The organism is Acinetobacter ihumii (genome assembly GCF_900625095.1).
Classification (GTDB): domain Bacteria; phylum Pseudomonadota; class Gammaproteobacteria; order Pseudomonadales; family Moraxellaceae; genus Acinetobacter; species Acinetobacter ihumii.
The window spans coordinates 1159486-1182264 of record NZ_LR130760.1 but is presented as its reverse complement, the minus strand read 5'-3'; the positions used below and the strand labels follow the sequence as shown (position 1 = coordinate 1182264).

General features: G+C 39.5%; 17 protein-coding genes and 1 tRNA gene. 13 read left to right on the top strand and 5 right to left on the bottom strand.

All coding sequences use genetic code 11. From position 1 onward, the window contains the following. Positions 1-4 precede the first annotated feature (4 nt). The 8 genes from E0D95_RS05525 (at position 5) to E0D95_RS05490 (ending at position 12317) form a co-directional block, all read left to right on the top strand. Positions 5-81 (top strand) — tRNA-Val (locus tag E0D95_RS05525). Between the two features lie 583 nt (positions 82-664). Next, the gene (locus tag E0D95_RS05520; protein WP_130802952.1) at positions 665-1873 is read left to right on the top strand and encodes an efflux RND transporter periplasmic adaptor subunit; all 1209 of its coding nucleotides are present in this window, start codon (positions 665-667) and stop codon (positions 1871-1873) included. A gap of 5 nt (positions 1874-1878) precedes the next feature. Next, complete coding sequence (locus E0D95_RS05515) at positions 1879-4974, top strand: multidrug efflux RND transporter permease subunit (protein ID WP_130802951.1); 3096 nt, start codon at positions 1879-1881, stop codon at positions 4972-4974. Beyond that, positions 4971-8078, top strand: a complete 3108-nt coding sequence (locus E0D95_RS05510) for an efflux RND transporter permease subunit (protein WP_130802950.1) — start codon at positions 4971-4973, stop codon at positions 8076-8078. Before E0D95_RS05515 ends, E0D95_RS05510 begins: the two co-directional genes overlap by 4 nt. A gap of 12 nt (positions 8079-8090) precedes the next feature. Further along, a complete protein-coding gene (locus E0D95_RS05505; protein WP_130802949.1) occupies positions 8091-9524 on the top strand; it encodes an efflux transporter outer membrane subunit in 1434 nt (477 codons plus the stop codon). A gap of 73 nt (positions 9525-9597) precedes the next feature. Then, positions 9598-10113 (top strand): RNA polymerase sigma factor, encoded by a 516-nt coding sequence (locus E0D95_RS05500; protein WP_130802948.1) that lies wholly within the window; start codon positions 9598-9600, stop codon positions 10111-10113. Positions 10114-10139: 26 nt separating this feature from the next. Next, positions 10140-11111 (top strand): FecR family protein, encoded by a 972-nt coding sequence (locus tag E0D95_RS05495; RefSeq protein ID WP_130802947.1) that lies wholly within the window; start codon positions 10140-10142, stop codon positions 11109-11111. 81 nt (positions 11112-11192) lie between these two features. Then, positions 11193-12317 (top strand): TonB-dependent receptor, encoded by a 1125-nt coding sequence (locus E0D95_RS05490; protein WP_228258830.1) that lies wholly within the window; start codon positions 11193-11195, stop codon positions 12315-12317. 336 nt (positions 12318-12653) lie between these two features. Here the strand turns inward: E0D95_RS05490 and E0D95_RS05480 are convergent, their stop codons facing one another. The 5 genes from E0D95_RS05480 to E0D95_RS05460 all read right to left on the bottom strand — a co-directional run bounded on the left by E0D95_RS05480 (position 12654) and on the right by E0D95_RS05460 (position 17324). Continuing rightward, a complete protein-coding gene (locus E0D95_RS05480) occupies positions 12654-12914 on the bottom strand; it encodes a hypothetical protein (RefSeq protein WP_130804840.1) in 261 nt (86 codons plus the stop codon). A gap of 333 nt (positions 12915-13247) precedes the next feature. Next, complete coding sequence (locus E0D95_RS05475; RefSeq protein WP_130802946.1) at positions 13248-13685, bottom strand: META domain-containing protein; 438 nt, start codon at positions 13683-13685, stop codon at positions 13248-13250. A 424-nt stretch (positions 13686-14109) separates the two neighbouring features. Next, positions 14110-14553, bottom strand: coding sequence for a universal stress protein (locus tag E0D95_RS05470; RefSeq protein WP_130802945.1), 444 nt, complete (start codon positions 14551-14553; stop codon positions 14110-14112). A gap of 722 nt (positions 14554-15275) precedes the next feature. Further along, positions 15276-15758: an FKBP-type peptidyl-prolyl cis-trans isomerase gene (locus tag E0D95_RS05465; RefSeq protein ID WP_130802944.1), complete on the bottom strand. Its 483-nt coding sequence runs from the start codon at positions 15756-15758 to the stop codon at positions 15276-15278. 255 nt (positions 15759-16013) lie between these two features. After that, on the bottom strand, positions 16014-17324 hold the full coding sequence (locus E0D95_RS05460) for a D-alanyl-D-alanine carboxypeptidase PBP6B (protein ID WP_130802943.1): 1311 nt from the start codon (positions 17322-17324) through the stop codon (positions 16014-16016). 264 nt (positions 17325-17588) lie between these two features. On the opposite strand from E0D95_RS05460, the gene E0D95_RS05455 reads away from it, so the two are divergent. The 5 genes from E0D95_RS05455 to E0D95_RS05435 all read left to right on the top strand — a co-directional run bounded on the left by E0D95_RS05455 (position 17589) and on the right by E0D95_RS05435 (position 22720). After that, positions 17589-19289, top strand: a complete 1701-nt coding sequence (locus tag E0D95_RS05455; RefSeq protein ID WP_130802942.1) for a M61 family metallopeptidase — start codon at positions 17589-17591, stop codon at positions 19287-19289. 163 nt (positions 19290-19452) lie between these two features. Beyond that, the gene (gene thiE, locus E0D95_RS05450; protein WP_130802941.1) at positions 19453-20070 is read left to right on the top strand and encodes a thiamine phosphate synthase; all 618 of its coding nucleotides are present in this window, start codon (positions 19453-19455) and stop codon (positions 20068-20070) included. A gap of 92 nt (positions 20071-20162) precedes the next feature. Next, positions 20163-21461 (top strand): glutamate-1-semialdehyde 2,1-aminomutase, encoded by a 1299-nt coding sequence (gene hemL / locus E0D95_RS05445; protein ID WP_130802940.1) that lies wholly within the window; start codon positions 20163-20165, stop codon positions 21459-21461. Positions 21462-21508: 47 nt separating this feature from the next. After that, the gene (locus E0D95_RS05440; protein WP_130802939.1) at positions 21509-21922 is read left to right on the top strand and encodes a GlcG/HbpS family heme-binding protein; all 414 of its coding nucleotides are present in this window, start codon (positions 21509-21511) and stop codon (positions 21920-21922) included. Between the two features lie 156 nt (positions 21923-22078). Then, positions 22079-22720, top strand: a complete 642-nt coding sequence (locus E0D95_RS05435) for an RluA family pseudouridine synthase (RefSeq protein WP_130802938.1) — start codon at positions 22079-22081, stop codon at positions 22718-22720. Positions 22721-22779: the final 59 nt, after the last annotated feature.

Sequence of the window (22779 nt, the reverse complement as noted above, 5' to 3'; positions counted from 1 at the left end):
ACTTAGGCGTATAGCTCAGTTGGTTAGAGCGCTACGTTGACATCGTAGAGGTCTCCAGTTCGAGTCTGGATATGCCTACCAAGATATACTGTTAAATCAGTAACTTAAAACCCACCATCAAAGGTGGGTTTTTTGTTTTCTAAATTTTCATCTTGGCACTATATGGACACCAAGTTTTAACATGGGGTCTCTCATTGGTGCTGCTATGACACCAAGGCAATTGGGTCGCATCGCTTAGGTCATCGAAATCATATTCATGAGTAACACCGCTACCTGCTAGGGCTTCACTGTTATGTATAAATTGTAGATCGTGCAGGGATACATTGATTGGTTTGCCATAATTATGGTCTTAGATAATATCTACCCCTAAACAGGGAAGACCATTATTGTTGATGTTAAATTGAAACCAAAATCTCTCTGTTTCGAATAATTAGATAATAACGGTAAACGACACAAAATTTTGAAGAATTTAAGTCACTTTTAATAATAATGAGAATCGTTTGCAAAAATAATATACAATTCCTTACATGAAGATTGATCCTTTTTTGTTGATTCAACCGTCTTAGTTAATACAAATACAATTTTCATCCCATCACAGATGCTTTAAAGGGGAAGCGGGATGAAAGGGATTTGATCAATATTGATATCGATTTAAGTGAATGTAATGATAGAACAACCGTTAAATGTTGAAAAAAAATCTCGAACTCTCCCAAAAAATACAAAATGGTTTGTGCTATTTGTAATTGTTATTGTGGCGATTGCACTTGCAATTTACTGGTGGAAATCGAGCCAAGTTCCGACACAGGAATACAGCCAGTGGAGTAAGCCTGTTCCTGTCAGAGTAATTGCTGTACAACGAAACGATTTACAGCTAGAAATCAAAGCGATTGGTACAGTGCTTCCGACGCATTTGGTCAAAGTGCAAAGTCAGATAGCGGGTGTTATACAAGAGATTTATTTTAAAGAAGGTCAATACGTCAGCAAAGGTCAACTTCTGGCACAAATTGATCCAGCGCCATTTCAGGTGGCTTTAGCTCAAGCACAAGGGACACAGCAACAAAATCTGGCTCAATTACGTAATGCACAAAGTGAACTTGCTCGCTATCAATTGTTATTTAAACAGGATTCCATCGCCCGACAACAAGTTGAGCAACAACAGGCTTTGGTCAATCAGCTCAAAGGTCAAATTCAAGCCAATCAAGCGCAAGTTGATGCCGCAAAATTACAGCTTTCCTATACTAAGATTTATGCGCCAATTGAAGGTCGAGTCGGTTTCAAACAAAAAGATACAGGAAATTTGATCCAAGCCAACGAAGAAGCAGGGCTGGTCAGCATTACACAGGTACATCCAATCTATGTTCAATTTGCAATCGCTGAAAACTATCTGGACACTTTACGTGCAAGTCTGAAAAAGGGGCAAAAAGTTGAAGTCAGCGCTTGGGATCGTGCAGAGAAAAAACAACTTGCAACAGGATATGTGGAAGCGCTTGATAATCAGATTGATACCAATACAGGCACTTTAAAACTCAAAGCCATTTTTGAAAATCGTGATGATGCGTTATTTCCAAATCAGTTTGTCAATATCCGTTTAAATGCTCAAACCATTCAAAATGCAATCAATATTCCGACCGATGCGATTCAAAATGGCGCGAAAGGCACCTATGTGTATATCATTAATAAAGACAGTAAAGCCGAAATTCGAATACTTAAACTGGGGATGAGTTCGAATGGCCAGACCGAGATTTTAGCGGGATTACAAGGCAATGAACGTGTCGTTTTAGAGGGAATCGATCGCCTTTCGGAAGGTAAAGAAGCGCAAGTGGTTCAGGATGGCACCGTTTCATCGGCATCCACACCAACAGTACGTGGATAAGTTCAATGAATATCTCCCGATTCTTTATTTTACGTCCCGTTGCAACCACACTATTGATGCTGGCACTTTTATTCAGTGGCTTATTGATTTGGCGGCTTCTTCCTGTTTCTGCTTTACCACAAGTCGATTATCCAATTATTCAGGTCTATACCTTTCAACCTGGTGCAAATCCAGATACGGTTCAGCGAACCGTTACTGCGCCGCTTGAGCGTGAAATGGGCAAAATTGCTGGACTTAAACAGATGTCCTCCAATAGCTCCGTTGGTGCATCAGTCATCACTTTACAGTTTGAACTCAGTGCCGAATTAGGTGTAGTTGAGCAAGAGGTACAATCTGCGCTGAGTACCGCAAGCAGTAAATTGCCCAATGATTTACCCACACCACCTGTTTATCGAAAAGTAAATCCCGCAGATGTGCCTGTAATTACCTTAGCGGTAAGTTCAGATACTCTGCCGCTCACCACTGTTTATGACATGGTTGATACGCGGATCGCGCAGAAGTTATCGCAATTATCTGGTGTGGGAATGGTGAGTTTGGCAGGTGGGCAACGTCCTGCCATCCGTGTGCAAATGAATCCAACTGCTTTGGCCGCCTATAAAATGAGTGCTGAGGATGTGCGCTCAGCAATTAATTCTGCCAATGCCAATCAGCCCAAAGGCAGTTTTGATGGGCCATATCGAACCACGATGCTCGATGCCAATGACCAGATTCGCTCTATTGCAGATTATGAAAATTTGATTTTACGCTGGAATAATGGCGCACCGATTCGGCTTAAAGATGTCGCGCAGGTGAAGCAAGGCAGTGAAGATCGTTATATGGCAGCATGGGCAGACCAACAATCTGCCATTTTGATTAATGTACAACGACAACCCAATGCCAATGTGATTCAGGTTGCAGATCAGATCAAAAATGTTTTGCCTGAACTGCAAAAAAATCTGCCTGAAAATGTCAAGATTCGAGTTTTAACAGATCGTACCGAAAGTATTCGTAGTTCCATTCGTGATGTACAAAAGGAATTGGTTTTTGCCGTGTGTCTGGTGGTGATGGTGACTTTTCTGTTTTTACGGAATCTGTCAGCGACCATTATCCCAAGTATTGCCGTGCCTTTATCGATTATTGGCACCTTTGTACTGATGTATTTTCTGGGTTTTTCAGTTAACAATCTCACGCTGATGGCGCTAACTATTGCCACGGGTTTTGTGGTTGATGATGCCATTGTCATGCTAGAGAATATTACACGGCATCGTGAAGCAGGAGAAAGCCTGCTAGATGCTGCACTGAAAGGATCGAAAGAAATTGGATTTACTTTGATTTCATTAACGATTTCTTTAATTGCAGTTTTGATTCCCTTACTCTTTATGGGCGATGTGGTCGGACGTTTATTCCATGAGTTTGCCGTGACCTTAGCGGCAGCCATTGCACTTTCGTTGGTGGTGTCTTTAACCCTTACGCCTATGATGTGCGCTTATTTACTTAAAAACAATCAACATACTCACAAGCCTAGTCGCTGGAGTCTGGATCAAATTATTGACCGCTACGCAAAGGCATTACAGTGGGTGTTTAAGCATCAGTCGTTGATGCTCGGGATCATGCTCAGTACGGTAGTTTTAGCAGGCGTTTTATATTGGATGATTCCTAAAGGATTTTTTCCTGTACAAGATAGCGGTGTGATTCAGGTGGTGACTGAAGCACCCGATGATATTTCTTTTCAGGCCATGAGCGAACGTCAGAAAAACGTAGCCGCACAAATTTTAAAAGATCCATCGGTTGCCAGTTTGTCATCTTTTATTGGTATAGATGCCAATAATCCTAAACTCAGCAATGGCCGTATTTTAATTAATTTAAAACCCCATGCAGAGAGTGATTCGGCGCAGCAGGTGATCGATCGTTTACGAGATCAGCTTAAAAATGTACAAGGAATTCACGCTTGGATGCAGCCTGTTCAGGAATTGAGTATTGAAGACAAAATCAGTCGTACCCAATATCAAGTCAGTCTGAGCGCAGCGAAAGCTGAGGATTTACAACAATGGACACCTGTTGTTGTGGATGCTTTAAAGCAGCAGACCGAATTTTCAGATGTGACCAGTGAAGATGGTGGACAAGCATTGCAGGCCTATATCGATGTTAATCGAGATGCCGCGGTGCGTTTAGGGCTTTCTATTGAAGATATCAGTCTGGCATTGCAGAATTTATTTGCGCAACGTCAAATTGCCACGTTATATACGCAGTCTAATCAATATCGGATTGTATTAGAGCTTGATCCTGATCAGGCACAAGGACTTGATGCCTTAAATCAAACCTATATTCACAATGCCAATGGTGAGGCAATCCAACTCAGCGCGGTGGCAACAATTGAGCAAAAAAGAGTGGCGAGTGTCTTGCAACAACAAGCGCAATTTCCTGCCAATAGCATTTCATTTAATCTGGCTCAAGGAGTTTCACTTGGTGAAGCGATTCAGGCGATTGATCGAGTCGAACAGCAACTCAAGCTACCTGCTGAAATTAGCCTGAGTTTACAAGGGGCAGCAGCAGCATTTGAAAACTCACGACAGCATACTTTTTGGCTAGTGATTGCTGCCATTGTGACCATGTATATCGTATTGGGTATTTTGTACGAAAGTTTTATTCATCCGATTACTATTCTTTCGACCTTACCATCTGCCGCGATTGGTGCGTTATTGGCGCTGTTTATGGTCAATCAGCCACTCGATATGATCGCACTGATCGGGATTATTTTGCTGATTGGTCTGGTGAAAAAAAACGGCATTATGATGGTCGATTTTGCACTGGCAGCACAGCGCAATGAAGGATTATCTCCTCAGCAAGCAATTTATCAGGCTGCTTTAATGCGCTTTCGCCCGATTTTGATGACCACATTAGCGGCTTTAGTCGGGGCAATTCCACTGATGTTGGCTTCTGGTTCGGGGGCTGAATTACGTCAGCCACTTGGTATTGTGATGGTCGGTGGACTCATTTTAAGTCAAGTTCTTACATTATTTACCACGCCTGTGGTTTATCTATTTTTTGATCGTTTGCAAGGAAGCAAGTATCAACACAAAAAAGCGACTGCGCCGATGGATGAGTCAGGGGCAATCACGTGAATATCTTTGCTTTATTTGTGCATCGTCCTGTGGCCAGTATTTTACTGGGAATTGCCATTACTTTGCTTGGGATATTGGCCTATTTTCGTTTACCTGTCGCGGCTTTACCTCAGGCAGATATTCCGACGATTGTAGTACGGGCAAGTTTACCAGGGGCAAGCCCAGAAAGTATGTCCGCTACTGTTGCGACTCCATTGGAACGCGCCATGATGGGCGTGTCTGGGGTCAAAGCGATTAATTCATCGAGCAGTCAAAATTCAACACAAGTGACTTTGCATTTTGATCTGGATACAGACATTAATGAAGCAGCGCGAGAAGTACAGGCCGCTATTAATGCTGCAATGTCACAATTACCATCAGGAATGCCAAGCCCACCTGAATATTTTAAGGTCAATCCAAGTCAAAGTCCGATTTTTTATCTGGCACTCAGCTCCAAGTATTTATCGGCAGGTAAATTGTATGAATTGGCAAGCAATCAATTACAGCCCAATCTTGCCCAAATTAGCGGTGTGGGTGAGGTCGAGATTGATGGTGCCTCAATGCCTGCGGTGCGGATTATTCTCAATCCCAATGCCTTGATCTCGCAAGGGGTTTCGTTGGAACAAGTACGCGAGGCAGTTGAAAAAAGTAATGTAGTTCAGTCTTTGGGTGTAATTGAAAATCAAAACACTCGTTGGCAAGTGGCACTTTCAACCCATTTAAAAGATGCAGCAGATTTTTCAAATTTAATTGTGCATCAAACAGCGCAAGGCGTTGTTCGACTTAAAGATGTCGCAGAAGTAGAAGATTCAGTTGAGAATCGTTATGTCAGTGGTTTTCATAATGGCGAACCTGCGGTGATTCTTAAAATCAGTCGACAGCCCAATGCCAATACCATCGCAACGATTGAAAAAATTAAAGCAAAATTACCTGAATTAAATTCGATGATTCCTGCCGATGCCGAATTAACCACGGTGATGGACGGTTCAGAGGTGATTCATGCGGGTTTAAAAGAAGCGCGTAATACCTTGCTTTTTTCGATGTTATTGGTGGTGATTGTGGTTGCGCTGATGTTAGGCCGCTTACAAAGTGCAATTGTACCGAGCATTGCAATGTTGGTGACTTTGATTGGTGCAACCAGTCTGGTTTATCTGGCCGGATTTTCACTGAACAATTTATCCATCATGGCGGTGATTGTTGCGATCGGGCTTGTGGTAGATGATGCCATTGTGGTGCTTGAAAATATTGAACGACACATCGAACAGGGTAAACATCCATTTCATGCCGCGATTCAGGGCGTTCGAGAAGTCGGATTTACTTTGATTGCCATGAATCTGGCACTGATTGTGATTTTTATTTCCGTGCTATTTATGGGCGGTGTGATCGAGCGACTATTTCGTGAATTTTCACTGACACTGGTGTTTATTGTAGTTCTTTCTGTTTTTGTGTCTTTGATCTTGACACCAAGCCTATCTGCACATTGTTTACGACCACTTAATGAGCAGCATAAACAGCCGTTATACGATTATAGTCAACGCATGATGCAAGCCTTGACGCATTATTATCTAGGTTCATTAAAGTGGATGATGCGTCATACTTATTTGGTGATCTTACTTTGGTTGGCTGCAATTGCAGGTTCTGTTTATTTATATCAAAGCTTGCCTAAAAAGATTTTACCTGAACAGGATACAGGTCGAATCGAAACATTTATTCGCGGTGATGATGGTTTTTCCTTTCAGATTATGCAGCCTAAAATTTTGACCTTTAGCCAAAGTTTGCTCAAAGATCCAGCAATCAAAGATGTCATTGGAACTTCAGGCGGCGCAGGCGGAACCACCAATTCCTTTTTTATGGTGAGTTTGAAACCTAAAGCACAACGTGATGGCAAAACCACGCATGAAATTGCTGAACGGATTCGCCAAAATGCACCTTGGCTCGCAGGTGCAGTCTTCTCGGCACGTGTTCAACAAGATCTGGATCTGGAAGATATGTTTTCAGCCAGTGGCGGGCAGGATTATTTACTATTATTGCAATCTGATGATGTGGCTTTACTCAGAAAATGGGCACCCAAAGTTGCAGAGGCCATGCAAAAACTCCCTGAGCTTGAAGAAGTTGAAACTTTAGGGGATGAGGGCGCACAGCATGTCACACTTGACATTAACCGAGAAGCAGCACGGCGTTTAGGCGTTGATATCGAAAGTATTTCCAGTGTCCTGAATAATTCGTTTTCACAACGACAAATTTCTACGATCTATGATCAAACCAATCAGTTTCATGTAGTCATGGAAATTGATAAACGCTTTACCGAAAATCCCGAAGCTTTGGCGAATATTAAAGTTCCAAATCAAAACGGCGAATATGTGCCTCTGACCAACTTTGCCACGTGGTCATATGGAATCACCAATGATCGCGTACATCGACGCAATCAGTATGCCGCAATGGGCATCGGTTATGTGCTGAAACAAGGTTATACCGCAGAACAGGCAGAGCTTGCGATTCGGAGTGTGTTGCCACAAGTCATGCTTCCTAATCAGATTTTTGTGGCGACAGATAAAGACGTAGAAGCTGAAAGTTTACAAGCAGGTTTAAGCACCCCCGTGTTGCTATTGGCAGTCATTATATTGATTTATATCGTGTTAGGGGTGACTTATGAAAGTATGATGCATCCTTTGACTATCTTATCAACCGTACCTGCTGTGGCTTTAGGTGGCTTAATCACGCTTTGGTTATTTAATTTTGAATTTACCCTGATTGCATTGCTTGGCATGTTTTTATTGATTGGGATTGTGGTGAAAAATGCCATTTTACTGATTGATTTTACCTTGCAACAACGTCGTCAGGGCAAAACAGCATTTGAATCGGTAATCTCTGCGGCGACATTACGCTTCCGCCCTATTTTAATGACCAATACCGCAGCGTTATTAGGTGCGATTCCTTTGGCACTCAGTACCACTGAAGGCTCCGAATTAAGACAGCCTTTGGGTCTGGTGATTGTTGGCGGTTTGGCATTAGGCCAGCTCTTAACCCTCTATACCACACCTGTCATGTATCTTCTATTAGAGAAACTGGCTCAAATGTTTAAGCAATTTAAGATCAGTCATGCCATCGGCTATAGAAATAGATAGGAAAATATAAAAGTGATCAGTTCGGATTTATCTAAATATCTGGCAAGTTTTGGATGTGTTGTGCTTTTTACTGGATGTAGTTCAACGATGCTGATGCATCCACCTGTATATCAACAACCCATCATTCAAGCAGATTCACAATATAAATATGCCTCACTCAACTGGGTGCAAACCCAAAGTTTAACGAGCCAAGGCTCCCAATGGTGGCAACTTTATCGGGATGACAAGCTGAATCTTTTGATTCAACAACTTAATGCAGAAAATCTAAGTTTAAAACAAGCCGAAGCTCGTTACCGTCATGCCAATGCGCTGTTAAATGTACAACGCTCAGTACGTTTGCCTACACTCGGTGTAGAAGCAGGCGCAAATCGTAATGGCAGTAAAGATAATGACTTAAAGCATCAATCCAGTGCGCAATTTAGTGCAGGATTGCAAGCCAGTTGGGTGCCTGATCTTTGGGGCAGGGTTGCTAAAGCCATAGAAGGGCAACAAGCCAATCTAGAGGCTTCGCAGGCAGATTTAGCTGCGATTAAACTCAACCAACAATTACTAGCTGCACAAAGCTATTGGAATATCCGACTATTAGATTTACAACTTACTGTACTGCAACAAACTGAGCAAAGTTATGCGCGTTCTTTACAGATTTTAAAAAATCAATATCAGGCAGGAATGATTGCTCGTGCAGATGTGATTCAGGCCGAAACTCAGCTTAAACAAGTTGAAATCCAGCAAATAGAACAGCAACGTGAGCGAAATTTACAAGAGAATATTCTTGCGGTATTACTGGGGCAAACGGTGGCTCAGTTTCAACTGACTCAACAAACAGCTCAATTTCATCTGCCTGAAATTCCTGTTAAGATTCCAAGCCACTTATTGATCCAGCGACCTGATGTGATTCGTGCCGAACGTGAACTTGCTGCCACACACGCACACCTGGGTCTGGCACAAACCACATGGTTGCCTGATGTCAGTATTGGTCTAAATGGAAGTCTAAATAACAATGTATTTTCGCAACTTTTTCAGTCGCCTAACTATCTCTGGTCAATCAGTTTAAGCACCGTAGCCACCGTATTTGATGGTGGAAAACGTAAAGCTGAAATAGATCAGGCTCAAGCCAATTATGATGAAAAATTAGCAGCGTATAAGCAAAGCGTGTTGACAGGATGGAAAGAAGTGGAAGATAGCTTGCTGCAAGCAGCAAGTTTAAAACAACAAGCCTCGGAGCAAGCTCAATTGTTAAATCTGGCCCATGAAAATGAGCGAGTGGTGACGCAACGCTATAACGCAGGAATGGTCAGTTATCTCGAAGTCGCCATTGCTCAGAACTTACGTTTACAAGCTGAACAAGATCGATTAGCGTTACAACAACGTCAAATGATGAGTTCAATGCAACTGATTGCAGCTTTGGGAACAGGATGGGATAACGACCAAAGTCGTAAAAATTAATTTTAAATAAAATTGATAGTAATTCTCATTACTGTTAAATTAGCCACATTTCTGACGATGTGGCGTTACTCTCATGACGGCAAATCAACAAATCATCACGCACTATATCGCCGAGCTATATAAAGCCCACTATGGCTGGTTATACGGTTGGTTATATAAAAAATTAGGATCGGCTGAAAACGCTGAAGATGTCTTACAGGATACGTTTGCTAAACTGATTCGCAGTCAGGGATTACTTGATATTCAGCAGCCTAAGGCATATTTAACCACCACTGCAAAACGGATTTTGATCGATCGAGCACGTCATCAAAAGATTGAGCAGGCGTATCTGGAATATTTGACTCAGCAAAATTTAACTTACGACATTAGCCCCGAACAAACCATTATGGCGATTGATATACTCAATCAACTTGCTCAAGTTTTGCATGGTTTGCCTGAACGTCAGCAGCTCGCGTTTCTCATGCATTATATTGATGGTTTAAGTTTAGTTGATATCGCCAAACAGTTAAACGTGAGTAGCAAAACCATTCATCATGATTTAGTCAAAACATTAAGTCATTGTTATTCTGTGATAATATCAGATCTATAAATTTATCCTTATAATAGCCAATTTTCATGTCAAAACCTGATCAACAAATTATAAACGAAGCATCAGAATGTTTGATTACATTAAGTTCAGGCGATTTTTCTCAGGATGATTTAGCTCGATTGGAACAATGGAAACAACAAAGTCCTGAGCATTTAAAAACCTTTGAAGAATTACAACAATTTTTAAGTCAAATGGATCTCCTGAAAGCGCAAAGTCTGCAATCGCAACATCCAATTGTTCAAAAGATGATTTTAAGAAAAACCACAGCCAAGAAAAAATCGGCAAGTTTATTGTGGGGAAGCAGTTTAATCATTGCCATGATTGCGGTTTGGATCGTTTCCCAACTACCTTATCAACGCTGGAATGCAGATCATTCAACACAAGCACAACAATGGAAACAGAATATTTTATCGGATCAAAGTGCGATTGAGATGGCAGGACAAACCGCTTACAACCAGCAATACAATTTGGATCAAAGAAAAATACATTTGTTTAAAGGCAACATTTTGGTCAATGTCGCTAAAGATCATACCCGTCCTTTTGTCGTTGATTTGGGTGATATTCAGGTGCAGGCACTGGGAACCCAATTTATTGTCAATTATGATCACAATCAGGCGCATGTCAGCATGATTGAATCGAAAACCAAAATTTATTCGGTGCATCATCAGTTTGAGCCGATCGTGCTTGAAACAGGACAAAGCTTTAATTTTGATGGGAAGCAGGTTCACATCGAACCTGTTCATCCAGATATTCTACGAAAATCATGGCAAAGTAAAAAACTGGTGGTCAATGATATGGCCTTAGATCAGGTTTTAGATATGCTTGAGAGTTATCAATCTAGCCGATATATTTTTAATCACAAGACTTTAAGCCAATATCGTGTTAATGCGGTATTACCTTTGGATGACCCAAATGCAGCCATGCAATTATTGAAAGAGCAACTTCATCTCAACACCTATGCGGTAGGAGATTTGTTTACTGTCATCCAAAAAAATTAAAAAATAGAAAAATTTTTTCCTGTTTTGATTTCTGAAACGTCTTAGTTAATAGGCAAATACAAATGATGTAAGGAAATTAAAATGGGGTCTTTTCGTCGTCCATTTCTCAATCCAAAACCTTTGGTTTTAGCGATTCATATGGCAATTTTTTCTGTGGCTGCATTGCCTCTGATTGCTCATGCAGCGCCGACTCAAGTTAATATTCCCGCAGGAAATCTGGCGCAAGTGCTGAATCGTTATGCCTTAGAGCAGGGTGTCAATATTGTTTTCGATAGTCGCTTGTTTTCTGGAGTACAAAGTCAAGGAATACAAGGTGCTTATGACATCAATGATGGTTTTGCAGAGTTATTAAAAAATACCAATTATCAAATTAAACAAACATCGAGTGGTTACCGATTAGAACAAAAAAGTCAAAATGATAAAAAAGAAGAAGTAGTAAAACTTACCCCACTTCAATCTAAAGCCAATCAAAGTGGCCGATCTTCTTTAGAGGCATCTTCAGGTTCGGTATTACCGACGATTACACTGGAAGCTGACAATCAAAATGTACCTTTAAAACGAGTGAACACTGTAGGTGTATTAGGCAATAAAAGTGTGATCGATACACCTTATTCAATTACTACAAAAACGGCTGAAGAAATTGAAACTAGACAAACTAATTCATTGGGCAAAATTTTTGTCGGTGATCCAAGTATTGTCACAGAAGTTAATTCATACAGTAGTGGATGGAGTACACCTGTTTCTATACGTGGTTTAAAGCTCGATGAAACGAATGGTTATAAAGTCAATGGTTATTCAGTCAGTGCATGGGGAGGAGAGTTCCCTGTTGAGCTTGCCCAGAATGTAATGGCATTAAAAGGTTTGTCTGGTTTAATGTATGGTTTTGCTACACCAGGTGGGATTATTAATTATCAAACAAAACAACCCACTGAAGAAACTTTGCTGAGTACCAAAATAGGTTATCGAAATGCAGGCATTCTATCCGCAAGTTTGGATGCTGGAGGCCGTGTAGGAGAGGATAAGCAATTTGGTTATCGTTTTAATGTGGTGAAAGAAAAAGGTGAAACATACAACGGTTCAGATGCTGACAATACTGCTACATCATTGGCTTTGGATTATCGAATTTTACCAAATCTGATCTGGAAAGGTGAAATCATTTATCAGGATCGTCATTTAGATAATGAAGCATGGCAGAGTAAAACTTGAAGTGCGACATAAACCACCTAATTAATTTAAAGGGTTTATGGAGTATATAAAATTGTCATACCATCATCTTAACTTTGAAGATCGTACTGCATTAATGCTTGAGTCAAGAACTCGATTTATTAATGCACTGTTATAAGAAGACCAATTGGTTGTACGATAGATTTTAGGTGTGGGCTTATTCATTTGAGAATTATATTGTGGAATAAGCCTTTAGAGATAGGTTTGTGCAACAAAGCCAAACAGATGTAATCATTCACATGAAATCTGTCATAAATATTTTATAAAATTGAGCACACTTGCTTTATTTTAGAATGAAGTCTCAATACTGAGAGCAGCTTATGAAAATTTAGGTTTACGAATCAAGAAAATTTGAGTGACTCTATAAGTTTGTTGATGATCTTGAATGATGTCATCAATTTGGGCACGATCTAAACACTCCCATAACTCAAATGGGAAGAATTCGTAGCTTTCAGCATAAATCCATAACCATTGATAAGTGTTCATCAAGGTTTGGCTATTAAATGAAACATCATGCACCCTGATAATTTTATGGCGTTTTTGATGCTCATCTTGAAGAATGATTTGATGATTCTCGATAGTCAATCTGCCAAAGTTAATTGATTCTTATTCATTATTAAACCATAAAAAAATTAAGGTAATGTCAGTATTTTAATAAAAATTGTATAATCTTGATCACCTTGTGTAGAGCAATGTCCAAAAAAAGCTATTCAAGAAAAGATCAGAGAAGGGAAAAATAAGGCTCGCAAAACATTTCATAATCGCAAAGTAAAGTTAATCATTTTTAATTAAATTTTATATTAATGAGTTAGAGTTTTTTTATTCTATTGTAGAACTAAGTTGTTCCAAAAATTTTTTATTTTTATAAAGTTAAGTCAACTACTCCCAGCCTAAACTGGGAGCATTTTTAAATTATTTACTTTTTAATTCAACTAGGACTTTACCGTCATTGTTTAAAAGTTCTAACTTTTTCTCAGACACTTTATAGCTTGTAGTTTGACCTAGAGCATTCGAGAATTTTTCTGGAACATCTGTTGCAGATAAACAAGCCATTTGAGTTTTTGCCAACTGAGTGAAAGCAATCTTTGTACCTTTGACTGTATATCCGCCCATTAGACGATTACATCCATCAGAACCGCTCAATGCATTATTATCAAACATAAGGGCAGCAACATTGGCCGTTTGGGCAGGGTTTGCTTTGTATTCTACGCCATTGATTTCAGTCACTAACCACAGCTTATTTTGTAACATAGATAGGTTACGATCTGTCGATGGATTACTCATAGTGGCACAGCCGACCATAGTCAAAGCAGATACAAAAGTTGTTGTTACGAATAATTTCTTCAACATTTTTTTCTCCAAATCATTTTTAAGCACTAAAGTTGTATAATAAATTTCTTAAATACTTTAACGAACAACATGCGTAGTTTATTTGAAAAATATGCTTTTAATTCATTATTTTACTGATTAAGTACAAATTTAGAATACTCTATAAAAAATAATGCTAAAGCGTAATATTAGGGATACGTTTTTTTACAAATCATGAGCAGGTAAGGGGTGTTTAAATATTGATCAGTCGAAGAGTAGCTGTTAATCTATTTATAAGGTATTCACATACTGCTTGGTTTACAAGAGTTGATTCTCGGCTAAGGTGAAACAGATGTGGTAACCTTGATGCGTTATATGCTAACAACGAACCATTTGAGGATATTCACTCAATAATTGTTCAAGTTCTAGAAAAGCCCGTAAAAACGGGCTTTTTAGTGTTTAAAAATTATTTTTTTACAATAAGAACGGGAAGTTCGGTATGTCCTAAAACTTCTTGGGCAAAACTACCTAGGAAGAATTTTTGAAAGCCTTTACGTCCATGTGAACCCATGACGATTAAATCTACTTTTAAATCTTCTGCTGCCTGTAAGATTCCTTCTGCTGAAACTTCACCCTTAACGATTTGAGTCTCAATGTCTACACCCAGCTCAGCACCAATATTTTTAGCTTTTGCTAAAGTTTCTTCTGCTTGAGCATGTGCTTCTACAAAGTAATCTTTCATCACAGGAGAAACATAATAAAAATCGACACCACTAAAAGGATCTACAGCCAATAAACTAATTGCCGTAATTTTGCTCTCAAAGGCTTTAGCAATAGAAGCCGCTTGCTGTAATGCTGCAAGAGAAATGTCAGAACCGTCAACTGGGACTAAAATGTGTTGATATTTCATAATATATTATTCCTATGTAGCCAATCATTCTTATAAGTTAATAGCGAATAACACCTGAATTATTTCATGAGTCTCCGCTTTCAATTCCATCATAAAAATAAATGAAAACAAGTACAAGGCGAATTACAAATCTAAAATAATGTTTTGCAGTGAGATGCTTGAATGATTGATCATTAAAATTACATTCACTTATTTTCCGAATAAAATTTTATGCTGCTATCACGTATGAAACACTCTGTATGACATGATTGCACTTGGTTCAACATCAATATTTAAGGTCAAGACATCATTAAAAAAACCGTCTTTTGAGTAATCAAAAGACGGCTTCTCGAGGGATGAATATATGAAAAAATCATAATTCGATTAAAAATCTAACATATGTCACAATATTGGTCAATAATTGTGATTTATTCATCATTAATTTGATTGATTAAATCTCCATTTATTTAAACTTGATTTTAATTTAAATAAAATCAATTACTTAATTTTGATTTCGAACGTAGGCGCGCCATACTAGCATGACAAAATCTGAAAAAATTAAACTCTTTTTGATTGCCATCAGGCGATATAGATGAATTGTATGTTTGATTAAATCTAAAGAAGCAATAATAGTTGTATTTAAGTTCAAATTTATGCCCAAGGGCAATTTCAATAAAAATAAAGCAAAGTCGAAACTTTGCTTTATAAAATTAGAGCGTCACAACAATCATAAAATTTTATGATTAGTGGTGGTGACCACCCGCACCATGTACGTGACCATGATCAAGTTCTTCTTGAGTTGCATCACGAATTTCAACGATTTCAACTTCAAATGTTAAATCTTGACCAGCAAGTGGGAAGTTTGCATCAACCACAACGTTATCGCCTTCAACTGCTTTAACGGTTACGATTTGCACGCCATCGTCAGTTTGAGCTTGAAATTGCATACCAGGTTGAATGTTTTCAACACCTTGGAACATTTGTGCAGGAACTTCCTGAACTAGATCTGGGTTGTATTCGCCATAGCCTTCAGCCGCAGGAACATTGACTGTAAATTTTTCACCTACAGTTTTACCCAACAATGCATTTTCTAAACCTGGGATGATGTTACCTGCACCGTGCAAATAGGCAAGTGGTTCACCTTGTGATTGGTCAAGAGTTTCACCCTCAGCATTAGTCAGCGTGTAGTGGAATGAAACCACGTGGTTATTTGCAATAGCAGTCATGTTATTTGATCCATTCAATCAATTTAAGTACATATCATAAAGTGAAAAATTCGTTTTGTAGATTAAAAATCGTAAAAAAGCACAAGTTTTCACATTTAAATATTCATTTTTTCATAGATCGGGGTGTTTTTTTAAATTTCAATGCAAAACTACTTTTTTATGCTTTAAATATCAGCACATCGTTTCAAAAATGAATAACTTCAAAAAGAAAAGGCAGCTTAAAAGCTACCTTGTCAAAAATCTATGTGACTTGTCTTAGTTGAGTGGGTAAAGCTTTACGCTTGGTTCATCGTGTCCAAAAAGTGAGAAAAGACTTTTGAACCACATGAAGAAACGTTCAAAAATATTGGCTTCTTGTATTTGCACATTGTCATTAATTTGAATGCTTTGAATCAACTGATTGTTTTGATAGACCTGAACCGTTGCAAGGTTAACTGCTTTCATCAGGGGGGCAGTCAGTTGTTTTTCGTTCAGTTCAACATTGACATGGGTTTTTGTGGTTTGCAAAGGTTCAATGGTGGTCATAATTCCATTGTCATAGGTCACGTGCAAGCGTTGAGTTTGCATATCAAACTGATTCAGATCAATCGCTTGGGCTGAGTCATACAATGACGTGGTGACAATCGTAGGTTGTTGGGTTTCAACCTTAAACATTTTTAAGGTAGATTTCACCACGGGTAATTCTGCAATTAGTTGTTTGTCTTTAATGACTTCTTCATCACGTGTATAGGTGTAGGCCAGATTCATTAATTTATGTGCAACTTCTGCACGTTTCAGCGCACTTTTGGTGCCTAAAACCACCACAATCAAACGACGCTCAGGCAGGTCAGGATTGAGGGTTGGGCGTTTTGCGGTAAGAGCAAGATTATAACCTGCGGCTTTGGTAAAACCTGTTTTTAAGCCATCTACGCTTGGGTCATTTTTAAGAACCAAATTGGTTGCACGGTGAAAACGCTGGTTATAACTAAAACTAGGCAATTTTGAATAGTTTAAATAATCAGGAACCTGATTCACCAGTGCTTTGGCAAGCAAACCCAAATCATGAGAAGTCGAATAATGATCTGGCATGGTCACACCAGCAGGATTAGAGAAGTGTGTATCTTTCATGTCTAACGCTTGAGCTTCCTGATTCATACGCTGTAAAAATGCAGGAACATTGCCAGAAATGCGTTCAGCTAAAGTTACCGCAGCATCATTAGCTGACATTACAATTAGACCTGCCAAAAGTTGATCAACAGAAATCTGTTCACCTTCTTTTAAGTACATTTGAGATTCATCCCACATCACCATTTTAACCACAGGTGTTGCAGTTAAAATTTCGTCCTTACGCAATTTACCCGCTTTAATTTCTTTTAAAGCAATATACGCCACCATCATTTTGGTTAAAGACGCGGGTGCGCGCTGAGCATGACTATTGTATTCAGCAATGGTTTGTCCTGATTGAGCATCAATAATACTCCATGCCTGAGCTTCCACACTTTCGGGTGCAATATTCAGGAGTTGTGCATGGGTAACTGTGGTACAAAACAAACTAAAAAGCGTAAAAAGTGAAAGAAAAAATCTCACGTGTTCACCTGCATGACCATCCCGTGGTGTGAAATGCTAAAAATAGTTGCATGCTATGCCTTTTTTTTCATGAAGGCTAGTGGCTTTTGTAGACAAATACGACAATTAAAATCTACTTATATTTTAATGATAGTTCATTTGATGATGAAAGGAGTGCAGACTTTATTGATGCACTGTTAAGTAACTTCTAAACGGTGAAAAAGTCATGCGCTCTTAAAAAAATGTTAAGCTAAGTGAAATTGACTCATTTGATCTCTTAAAAATATGTTGCATTACCAAATTGAATTTGATGATTATCGCCAACACCTGATTCATGTCACGATGCGTTTTCTAGCCAATCCCAATCAGGAACTTTGGCTACCGACGTGGATTCCTGGAAGTTATCTGATTCGAGAATTTGCAAAGCATATTGAATCGGTTAAAGCCTATGATGAAGCCGGTCGATTATTGTCGATTCGAAAAGATCAGAAAAATAGATGGCGTTTGTTTAATACCGACCATGAACTGATTACGGTTGAATATGATGTCTATGCTTACGACCTTTCTGTTCGTGGTGCCTATGTCGATCAAACCCGTTTATATGTGAATCCTGCTTGTGTGTGTTTAGGTCTACAAGATCAGGAACAATCAGCCTGTGAAGTTGAAGTTTTTTTACCAGATGAACTTAAACATTTTCAGTTGGCGACAGGTTTAGGCTCGAAAAGTCTAGTCAAAGGACGTTTTACCTTAAAAGCGGACAATTATGATCAACTGATTGATAGTCCATTTGAATTGGCAGAACAAACGCGCTTTAATTTTGAAGCAAAGGGCATTGCGCACGAGTTTGTGGTGTCAGGTCAGCATCAGACCAATGTTGCACGTTTAAAGTCTGACTTAAGCAAAATTTGTGAAACAGAAATTGCAATTTTTGGTTCTGCACCATTTAAAAACTATACGTTTATGACCATGGCAACGGGCAATAGTTATGGTGGATTGGAACATTGCAACAGTACCAGTTTGATCACACCGCGTCATGATCTACCAAAAGCCAATGAGCCAGAAGAACCATCGGAAGATTATCAACGCTTTTTAGGTTTGTGCAGTCATGAATATTTTCATTCATGGTTGGTTAAATTTATACGGCCTGAAAATTTTGCCCAATACAATTTACAGCAAGAGTCTTATACGTCTTTACTGTGGATATTTGAAGGTTTCACTTCATATTATGATGACTTGATTTTGCTGCGTAGCGGCGTGATTTCTCAGGCCTCTTACCTTAAATTATTAAAAGCCCAGATTGATCGTTATCTACAAAATCCGGGACGTTTTATTCAATCTGTGTCTGAATCAAGTTTTGACGCATGGATCAAGTTTTATCGTCAGGATGAAAACTCCAATAATGCAGGCACCAGTTATTACAACAAAGGTGCTTTGGTTGCGTTGTGTCTGGATCTTGGTTTGCGTACTTATGGCTCAAGCTTAGATGCTTTACTGTGCCGTTTATATGACAATACCCAAAACGGTATTCAGGTCAGTGAACGAAGTATTTTTGAGTTAGCCAAAGAACTCACAGGACAGGATTGGACAGAACGCTTAAGTTTCCTGATCAATACCACAGAAGAATTGCCACTCAATGAGTTATTGCCATCGTTTGGACTCAGCTATGAGTTTAAACATGATAAAGCATTACCTTTTGGTTTAAAGCTGCTAGATAAGCCAGAAGGCGTCTTCATTCAGCAAGCCAATCGTGCAGGAGAAGGGGCAAAAGCAGGTTTATCGGCTCAAGATATCATTATCTCGATTGATGGACTTAAAGCTTCTGAAAAACTATTGGCGCAATATGCAAAACAAAAGGGTCAATTTACCGTGTTTGCATTCCGTCGTGATGAGTTGTTGCAGTTCAATGTGATAGCTGGCGAAATTCCATTACAAACAGTTGAATTTAAGATTGAAGATCAATCCAAACTGGATTCATGGCTTAAATAAATCATGGCGGTATAAAAAATTTTGTTTTTTTATACCTGATTTCTTTCATCAGTTCCTTCCATTCTCTTTTGGCGAGAAAAATAAACAAGGACTAAATCTTGATGAAAGAAATCTAGCGTTACTTATACTTTGCTTTAAAAATGCATCAAGAGATTGAAATTCAATGCGTGGTTTATATTTAATTACCAATGATGATCCGATTGAACTCTTATTGGAAAAGTTAGAAGCTGCTTTGGCAACGGGTCAAGTGGCAATTTTGCAGTATCGTCGTAAAAAAGTTGCGCCACTGGATCAACCTGCCGAAGTCGATGCCATTAAATGGCTGTGTGAAAAATTTCAGGTGCCTTTGATCATCAATGATGATTTGATGTTAGCGGCTCAATTTCAACTGGGTGTACATTTGGGTCAATCCGATGGTGAAATTATCGATGCCAAAGCTAGATTAGCGCCCAATGCGATCATTGGTCGAACCTGTGCCAACTCGATTGAACTGGCTGAACAGGCGATTATTGACGGCGCAAGCTATGTGGCATTTGGTGCAATTTATGCGACTACGACCAAACCAGAAGCAGGCAATATTGGTTTAGAAACGCTAAAACAGGCACGTAAGAAAATCAATGTGCCCATCTGCGCCATTGGTGGTTTAACTGTTGAAAACTCCAAAGAGGTGATTGAAAGTGGTGCTGACCTGTGTGCCGTGATTAGTGATATATTAGGTTGTTCGGTTCAAGACATTCCTGCGCGTGTACATGCGTGGGCTGCGTTATTTGCAGAAGATTGATCTAAAAATTCTAGGCTTTTGATCAAAGCCTGATTTAAAGAAAATGTTCTGTATTCTGATTTTATACAAACTTAAAAATATCGAGAGTATTCATGAGTTTATCTCCAAAACAAGTGCAATTATTTGAGCAAGCCAGCAAACATATTCCTGGTGGTGTCAATTCTCCTGTTCGCGCATTTAATGGTGTGGGTGGAACTCCGGTATTTATCAAAAAAGCCAAAGGTGCTTATCTTTGGGATGAAGATAATCAGCGTTATGTCGATTATGTGGGCTCTTGGGGACCGATGATCTTGGGTCATGCTCATCCTGATATTATTCAGGCAGTACAAACCGCAGCCGAAGATGGTTTGAGTTTTGGTGCGCCAACAGTCCATGAAACCACTTTGGCCGATATTATTTGTGAGATCATGCCATCGATTGAATTGGTGCGCATGACCAACTCAGGCACTGAAGCCACCATGACCGCAATTCGTCTGGCGCGTGGTTATACTGGTCGTGACAAAATCGTCAAATTTGAAGGGTGTTATCACGGACATTCAGATTCACTTTTAGTCAAAGCAGGTTCAGGTTTACTGACCAAAGGCGAAGGTGAACCGACCTCAAAAGGTGTACCTGCTGATTTTGCCAAACATACTTTAACCCTGCCTTATAACGACATTGCTGCCTTAAAACAATGTTTTGCCAAATTTGGTCATGAAATCGCAGGGGTGATTGTAGAACCTGTCGCGGGCAATATGAATTTGGTAAAACCAATTGACGGTTTCTTACAAGCGATTCGTGATGTCTGTGATGAATACGGTTCAGTGTTTATTATTGATGAAGTGATGACTGGTTTTCGCGTGGCACTAGGTGGTGCGCAAGCGCATTACAATGTTAAACCAGATTTGACCACACTCGGTAAAATTATTGGGGCAGGGCTACCTGTTGGCGCCTTTGGTGGTAAACGTGAAATTATGCAATGCATCGCACCTTTGGGTGGAGTCTATCAAGCAGGTACTTTGTCTGGTAATCCATTGGCAATGCGAGCAGGCATTGAAATGTTTAAGCATTTACGTCAGCCTGATTTTTACCAAAACCTCAATCTAAAGCTTGAAAAATTGCTTGCAGGTTTACAAGCGGTGGCGGATGAAGCAGGCATTGCGTTTAAAACCCAACAAGCAGGTGCCATGTTTGGATTGTATTTTACCGATCAAGACGACATTACCAGTTTTGATTCAATGCTGGCCTGTGATACTGAAGCGTTTAAAAAGTTCTTTCATGGCATGTTAGATCGTGGTGTGAATTTTGCGCCGTCCGCATTTGAAGCTGGATTTATTTCGGCAGCACATAGCGATGAAGACATTGAATTTACCATTCAAGCGGCGAAAGATACCTTTCAATCAATGAAGTAATGATGTGAGAGCCCGTGGTTACGGGCTTTTTTAATGGAGAATATTGAATGAAAACTAAACATTATCTTACATTGACTGATGCAGACGTTTTAATGAATCGTGCCATCGAATTATCCTATGAACGTGGTTTTAATATGAGTATTTCGATTGTCGATGATGCTGGTGCTCTAATGATGATGAAACGTATGGACGGTGCAACACCGTTAACAGCGCATTTAAGTCTGGAAAAAGCCAAATGTTCAGCCATGAGTCGTCGTCCATCTAAGTTTTATGAAGATATTATCCGTAATGGTCAAATGGGTTTCTTAACGCTTGAAAGTGTGTCGGGCATGCTCGAAGGGGGTGAGCCAATCATTTATGAAGGACAATTGATTGGTGCAATCGGTATTTCGGGTGCGAAAGCTTTTGAAGATGCAGACATTGCACAGACTACAATCTGTGATTTTTTTCAGCAAATCTGATCAATGCTGAGCAGAACTATTGCGACTGAGTATGAATTTAAGTTTTGATCGAAGATACTTTTAAAACTTGATGAAAAATGCAGATTTTTGATTGTATTTCTGGCTCAAGATTTTTATTATTGCCCGCTGATTTAAAAATCACTTCTGGAATAGACTTTGAGTAATTTTCTAAGCGATCACCTGATTCATCGTGATGATGATTTTATTGTCATTCACAAACCAGCAGGCATACTTAGTGTTCCGGGTAAGGGTGATTTATACGATAGTGTTTTAACACGTCTGGTTGCAATTGAACCACGTAGCTTACTGATTCATCGTCTGGATCGGGATACCTCTGGAATTTTAGTCTTTGCTTTAAACAAAGCGGCGCAAACTCATATTTCAAAACAGTTTCAGGCTCGCCAGACAGATAAAATTTATCAGGCTGTGGTTGCAGGTAGCTTGACTGGCGAAGGTTCAGTCGATATTCCAGTCGTTTATGATCCGGATCGACCGCCTTTGCATGTGGTCGATCCAAGCTATCATAAACCAGCATTAACACACTGGAAGGTGATTGAAAATTTTGAATTACAAGGTCAGCCCGTGACGCGCGTAGAATTGACACCCATTACGGGGCGTTCTCATCAGTTAAGGGTACATATGCAATATTTAGGTCATCCAATTGTAGGGGATACCTTGTATGCAGATGAACAATATCAGCAACTTATGTCTCGTTTGTGTTTGCATGCGATGACTTTAAGTTTTCAACATCCCAAAACGGAACAACAGTTAACATTTAGTTGTCCAGTTCCGTTTTAAGGTCAAAACTTTTTTAACAATCGCGAAAAGCTCATTCTTTTTAATGAGCTTTGTGTCAA